General features: G+C 71.2%; 6 protein-coding genes. 5 read left to right on the top strand and 1 reads right to left on the bottom strand.

Translation table 11 applies throughout. From position 1 onward, the window contains the following. Window positions 1-118: 118 nt before the first annotated feature. Window positions 119-352 carry a hypothetical protein gene (locus AC08OP_RS18725; RefSeq protein ID WP_476615377.1) on the top strand — a complete coding sequence of 78 codons (234 nt, stop codon included), beginning with the start codon at window positions 119-121 and terminating at the stop codon, window positions 350-352. 78 nt (window positions 353-430) lie between these two features. After that, on the top strand, window positions 431-1,600 hold the full coding sequence (locus AC08OP_RS18720; protein WP_476615376.1) for a glycosyltransferase family 4 protein: 1,170 nt from the start codon (window positions 431-433) through the stop codon (window positions 1,598-1,600). On the opposite strand, the gene AC08OP_RS18715 is transcribed toward AC08OP_RS18720, so the two are convergent. After that, on the bottom strand, window positions 1,560-3,359 hold the full coding sequence (locus tag AC08OP_RS18715; RefSeq protein WP_476615375.1) for an AMP-dependent synthetase/ligase: 1,800 nt from the start codon (window positions 3,357-3,359) through the stop codon (window positions 1,560-1,562). The two genes, AC08OP_RS18720 and AC08OP_RS18715, sit on opposite strands and share 41 nt — an antisense overlap. Before the next feature lie 317 nt (window positions 3,360-3,676). Between AC08OP_RS18715 and AC08OP_RS18710 the strand changes: the two genes are divergently transcribed. The 3 genes from AC08OP_RS18710 to AC08OP_RS18700 all read left to right on the top strand — a co-directional run. Continuing rightward, a complete protein-coding gene (locus AC08OP_RS18710; RefSeq protein WP_476615374.1) occupies window positions 3,677-4,444 on the top strand; it encodes a metallophosphoesterase family protein in 768 nt (255 codons plus the stop codon). A 152-nt stretch (window positions 4,445-4,596) separates the two neighbouring features. Next, window positions 4,597-5,031 carry an SRPBCC family protein gene (locus AC08OP_RS18705; RefSeq protein ID WP_476592921.1) on the top strand — a complete coding sequence of 145 codons (435 nt, stop codon included), beginning with the start codon at window positions 4,597-4,599 and terminating at the stop codon, window positions 5,029-5,031. Between the two features lie 6 nt (window positions 5,032-5,037). Next, window positions 5,038-6,243: ArsA family ATPase (locus AC08OP_RS18700; RefSeq protein ID WP_476615373.1), on the top strand; the 1,206-nt coding region annotated here is incomplete at its 3' end.

Raw genomic sequence — 6,243 nt, 5'->3', positions numbered from 1 at the left:
GACTTGTCCGCCGAGAATTGTCGGACCCTGGACCTACCGTCGGTGAAGTCGGGAGATCGGTGCTCGGATTTTCTGTCGTCGCCGACCTCCACCGGTTCGGATCCGGAAGGTGCGCACGATGCTGATCGACTGTGACTCCTGCACCGCCCGTGGTGTCAGGTGCGCCGGCTGCATGATGACCGTCCTGCTCCCGGCGCCGGGCCCGCCCGTCGGCTGGGACGCCGAGGAGCTCGAGGCATTGCGGTTGCTCGCCGACGCCGGTCTGCTGCCCCCGCTCGCCGACGTGCGGACGGCCCTGCTGGACCAGGCGCCGCGGCTGGACCAGGCGCCGCGGCGTCGCCGCGCCGGCTAGCCCGCCCGGCCGGGGGCCGGCGCGGGCGCCGGTGGGGCCGTGGGAAAACGCGGTGGGACCGTGGGAGAATATGGGCGGATGCGCGTGCTGGCCGTCACGAACGATTTCCCGCCTCGTCCCGGCGGGATCCAGGCCTACGTGCACAACTTCGCCTCGCGGCTGCCCGGGGGCGAGATCGTTGTCTACGCCCCGGCCTGGAAGAACGCCGCCGCCTTCGACGCCGAACAGAACTTCCCGGTCGTGCGGCACACCACGTCGCTGATGCTGCCGACACCGGACGTCCTGCGCCGAGCCAGAGAGATCGCCCGGGCGGAGGGATGCGACACGGTGTGGTTCGGCGCCGCGGCACCGCTCGGGCTGCTTGGAGCCCGGCTGCGCCGCGACACGGCCGTGCGCAGGATGGTCGCGAGCACCCATGGTCACGAGGTCGGCTGGGCGGCGCTGCCGGGGGCGCGTCAGGTGTTGCGCAGCATCGGCACCGCGGCCGACGTCATCACCTATCTGACCAACTACACCCGGGCCCGGGTCCGGCCCGCCTTCGGCGGCCATCCCACCTTTGCCCGGCTGCCCAGCGGAGTCGACCCCTCGCTGTTCCGTCCCGGTCACGGGCGCGAGGAGATGCGCCGACGCCATGGGCTGACGGGCCGCCGGGTGGTGGTGTGCGTGAGCCGGCTGGTCGCCCGCAAGGGCCAGGACATGCTGATCCGGGCGCTGCCCATGGTACGGCGCCGCGTGCCGGATGCCGCGCTGCTGATCGTCGGCGGCGGTCCCCGGCGGGGTGATCTCGAACGGCTCGCCCGGGAGAACGGCGTCGCCGAGCATGTGATCATGACTGGTTCGGTGCCGTGGGAGGAACTGCCGGCGCACTACGCGGCGGGCGACGTGTTCGCGATGCCCTGCCGCTCCCGCCTCGCCGGTCTGGAGGTCGAGGGGCTCGGCATCGTCTTCCTGGAGGCGTCGGCGACCGGCCTGCCGGTGGTGGCCGGCCGCAGTGGGGGTTCCCCCGACGCCGTCCTGCACCAGCGCACCGGCATCGTGATCGACGGTACCGATCTGGCGCAGGTCGCGACGACCGTCGGTGATCTGCTTGCCGACCCCGACCGGGCGGCGTCGATGGGTGCCGCGGGGCGGGCGTGGGTCGAGCTGCGCTGGCGGTGGGACGTCCTCGCGCAGGACCTGCGCACGCTGCTTGCCGGCCCGGACGGGGTTAGCGCGGGGTGGCGTAGATGTCCTCCACCGCCTGGCTGAACCGGTCGAGCACCAGCGAGCGGCGCACCTTCAGGCTCGGGGTGAGCTCGCCGGTCTCCACCGTGAAGTCCTGGGGCAAGATCGCGAACTTCTTGATGCTCTCGGCGTGCGACACCGTCGCGTTCGCGGTGTCGATCGCATGCTGGATCTCGGTGCGCAGGCCGGCGTCGTCGACCAGGTCGGCAACCGTCGCGCCGGCCGGCTTGCCCGCCGAGGACCGCCACCGGTCGAACGCCTCGGGATCGAGCGTGACGAGGGCGGCGATGAAGGGCCGCCGGTCCCCGATCAGCATCGCCTGGCTGACCAGGGGATGGGACTGGACGATGTGCTCCAGCGGCGCCGGCGCGATGTTCTTCCCACCGGCGGTGACCAGCAGCTCCTTCTTGCGGCCGGTGATCCGCAGGAAGCCGTCGGCGTCGAGGTCGCCGAGGTCGCCGGTGTGCAGGAAGCCCTCGGCGTCGAGCGCCTCCTTCGTCGCGAGCTCGTTGTTGCGGTAGCCGCGGAACAGCAGGGGACCGCGGATGAGGACCTCCCCGTCATCGGCGATGGCGATCGTCACGCCGGGAAAGGGCTGGCCGACGGTGCCCATCCGGACGTTGCCCGGCCGGTTCGCCGCGGCCGGCGCGCTGGTCTCGGTCAGACCGTAGCCCTCGAGCACCGTGAACCCGATCCCGCGGAAGAAGTGGCCGAGGCGTTCACCCAGCGGCGCCCCGCCGCTGACCGCGTAGCGGGCCCGCCCGCCGAGCGCCGCCTGGAGCTTGCTGTAGACCAGCGCGGCGAACAACCGGTGCCGCAGCCGCAGGAGCAGACCGGGGCCGCCGCCGTCGAGAGCCCGGCTGTAGGCGACCGCGGTGTTCTCGGCGGCGTCGAAGATCCAGCCCCTGCCCTCGGCGTGCGCCTTGTGGCGTGCCCCGGCGTGCACCTTCTCGAACACCCGGGGCACGGAGAGCAGGAAGGTCGGGCGCACCTTGGCGAGATCGGGCAGCAGGGTCCGCGAGTCCGGGGTGTAGGCGAGGGTGAACGCCCCCTGGACCACGCCCACCTGGAGCATGCGGGCGAACACGTGCGCCAGCGGGAGGAACAGCAGTGTGGACGCACCGGGCGCGAACAGCTCGGGCAGCGTGGCGATGGCCGCCTCGGCGGTGAACAGCAGGGCGCGATGGGTGATCTCGCAGCCCTTCGGTTGGCCGGTGGTCCCCGAGGTGTAGATGATCGTCGCGAGGCTGTCGGCGTTGACGGACGCCCGGGCCGCCGTCAGCTGCTCCGGCGCGATGCCGGCGCCGTCCACGGCGAGACCGGCCAGCGCCCCGTGCTCGATGACGAGGACCTCCCGCAGCGCGGGGACGCCGTCGCGTACCTGCGCGACCCGCTCGGCGAGCTCGTCGTTTTCGACCACGAGAACCTCGACGCCGGCGTCCCGCAGGATCCACTCGATCTGGCCCGGGCTGGAGGTCTCGTAGATCGGCACGCAGACGGCGCCGGCCAGCCACGTCGCGTAGTCGACAATCGTCCACTCGAACCGGGTCCGGCTCGCCAGACCGACGCGGTCCCCGGGCCGCACCCCGCGGGCGATGAAGCCCCGGGCGGTGGCCACGACGTGATCGCGGAACTCGCGGACGGTCATGCCGACGAACTTGCCGTCGATCTTGTGCTGGATAAGCGTACTGTCCGGATGTGCCGCCGCGTTGCGGAACACGGCGTCCGTCAGGGTCGCATCGTCGGCGATGGTGATCAGGGGCGGGGAGGTGTACTCGCGCACTGCTACTCCTACCAGTCCTACCAGATGGCTTGTGCACGCCGGGGGGACGACGCCACGGAACAACGGAAGCACGGAACAACGGAAGAACGGAAGACCAGGCCAGGGCATCAGACGTTAGCCTCCGGGCGGGCGGTTTGCGACCTTGCGGGGTGTAAAGGGTTCCCTTCGACGGCGTCCGACCGATGATCGTTGCCGGTGAGCGCGACCGCCGGGGACATGTCCCGGGTATGCCCGGGATCCGCGCGGCATCCCTCATCGGCCGGATGGGCCGTTCGAGTAGGGGCGACGGGCCCCTGTCGGCGCCTAAGCTTCCAGCCATGCGGGTCCACGTGGTCAGCGACGTGCACGGGCGGGCGGATGCGCTGGCGGCGGCGGGCGAGGGGGCCGACGCATTCGTGTGTCTGGGTGATCTCATTCTCTTCATCGACTACCACGACCACGGCCGGGGCATCATGGGCGACCTGTTCGGCGCCGAGGCCGTGGGTCGCATGATCGAGCTGCGTAACGCCCAGCGGTTCGACGAGGCCCGGGAATGGTCCCGGACGCTGTGGGCGAGCCTGGGCGGGGACCGCACGCAGATCGTGGAGGCGGCCATCCGCCGTCAGTACGAGGTGCTGTTCGCGGCGTTCCCGACCCCGACCTACCTGACCTTCGGCAACGTCGATCTGCCGCACCTGTATCCTGAGTACCTGCGCGACGGCGTCACCCTGCTGGACGGGCAGACCAGCACGATCGGCGGGTTGCGGTTCGGCTTCGTCGGCGGGGGGCTGCAGACCCTGATGCGCACCCCCTACGAGATTGACGACGACGCCTTCGCCGCCAAGGTCGCCGCGGTGGGCGAGGTCGACGTCCTGTGCTGCCACATCCCCCCGCACATCCCCGAGCTGGTCTACGACATCGAGGCACGCCGCTTCGAGCGCGGCAGTGTGGCGATCCTCGAGGCCATTCACGCGACCCGGCCGCGCTACGTGCTCTTCGGGCATGTGCACCAGCCGTTGACGGCCAGCCTGGAGATCGACGGCACACGCTGCGTGAACGTCGGACATTTCCATGCTCGGGGGACGCCCTTCGTTCTCGAGTGGTAGCCGGCCGCTCGGCCGGGCGCGCTCGGTGTTCCGGTAGCCTCAGGCGATCGGTCGGGGATTGTTCCCGGGCCCCGGAGAGATCCGGGTTGCCGGTGGGCCGGCGACGCCGTGCTCTTCAGCCGCGCTCGAAGAATGTGGAGGTGCTGTCTGCCATGGCGGACCACGCCCGATCGACGATCGTCATCAACGCCCGGCCCGCCGCGGTGATGGGGGCGATCGTCGACATCTCCGCGTATCCGACCTGGATCGGCCAGATCGAGGAGGCCGAGATCCTCGACATGGGCCCGGACGGCCGTCCCCGGCGCGCCCGGTTCCGGATCAACGCCGTCGTCATCAAGGACGAGTTTGTCAACGAGTACACCTGGAAGGGCGACGATCAGGTCGTCTGGAGCATGGTCGAGGGCCAGGCGATGTCGTCGCAGGACGGCAGCTACACCCTGCGCGACCTGGGTGACGGTAGCACCGAGGTGACCTACGACCTCACCGCTGAGACAAAGATCAAGATTCCTGGTCTGCTCCGGCGGAAGGTGCAGAGCGGCATCGTGGATGCCGCTCTCAAGGACCTCAAGAAGTACGTCGAGAGCTGAGCGCACGTGCGGTGTGTGCTCTTCACGGGGAAGGGCGGCGGCGGTACCACCACGGTGGCGGCGGCGACCGCGATCCTCGCCGCTCAACGGGGTCATCGGACCCTCGTGCTGTCGGTCGACCCGGCCGCGGGGCTCGCCGGCGCGCTCGACCACCCGATCGGCGCCGAGCCGACCGAGCTTGAACCGGGGTTGCACGGCCAGCAGGTCGACCTGCGCCGCGCGGTCGAGACCCGGTGGCCGGCCGTACGCGAGGTGCTGGCGGGCACCTGGCCGGCCATCAACGTCGATCCGTTCGACCTGGAGGAGTTGGCCTTCCTGCCGGGGGCCGTCGAGACCCTGACGCTACTCGAACTGCGTGACGGCCTCACCAGTGAGAACTACGACCTGGTGGTGGTCGACGGAGGTTCGGCGGCGGCGCTGGTGCGGCTGCTGGCCTTTCCCGAGACGCTGTCGTGGTACTGCCGCCGGCTGCTGCCGCCCGACGGTGCCTTCGCGCGCTGGCTGCGACCCGGTTTCGGCTGGGCGGCGGCGCTCGGCGGCCGGTGGAGCACGCTGGCGGCCCCCGCCTACGACACCGTCAACCGCCTGCACCGGGCGGCGGTCGACCTGCGCGCGATCCTCACCGACCACGCCACCACCAGCGTCCGGCTGGTGCTGACCCCCGAGAGCTCGGCGCTCGCCGCGGCCCGCGGCAGCTTTACGGCGCTGTCGCTGCATGGGTTCACCCTGGACGGCGTCGTCGTCAACCGGATCTTCCCGTCGGCGAACGCGGACGCCTGGCGGGCGGGGTGGGCCGCCGTTCACCGCGAGCAGCTCGCCGACATCACCGCGGCCTTCATGCCCACCCCCGTCCTCCCGGTCGGCTACCGGGCGGGCGAACCGATCGGCCTGGAGGAGTTGGCCGCCTTCGGCGCGGCGACCTACGGTGAGCTCGATCCGGGGAGTGTTCTCGGGGAGCCGCTCATCGGCCCGAGCGGCCAGCCGCGGGTGGAGCGCACCGAGGACGGGTTCGCGCTGTCCTTCGGGCTGCCGTTCGTTGACGGTTCCCAGATCGATCTGGCCCGGCTGGGTGATGACCTGGTGGTGACCGTGGGGTCGTACCGGCGGGCCGTTCCGCTGCCTGCGGTGCTGCGTCGCTGCGACGTGAGCACCGCCCGGCTGCGTGACGATCGGCTGGTCGTCTCGTTCGTCCCGGACCCGCAGCAGTGGGTG

Source organism: Frankia sp. CeRuru1 (assembly GCF_977966315.1).
Note: the sequence above shows the minus strand (reverse complement) of the source record. Positions and strands in the feature narration are given on the sequence as shown.

Bases quoted from the DNA above. Each gene is read 5' to 3' on its own strand.
- AC08OP_RS18705 (WP_476592921.1), top strand. From the start codon at position 4,597: ATGGCGGACCACGCCCGATCGACGATCGTCATCAACGCCCGGCCCGCC.
- AC08OP_RS18720 (WP_476615376.1), top strand. From the start codon at position 431: ATGCGCGTGCTGGCCGTCACGAACGATTTCCCGCCTCGTCCCGGCGGG.
- AC08OP_RS18710 (WP_476615374.1), top strand. From the start codon at position 3,677: ATGCGGGTCCACGTGGTCAGCGACGTGCACGGGCGGGCGGATGCGCTG.
- AC08OP_RS18725 (WP_476615377.1), top strand. From the start codon at position 119: ATGCTGATCGACTGTGACTCCTGCACCGCCCGTGGTGTCAGGTGCGCC.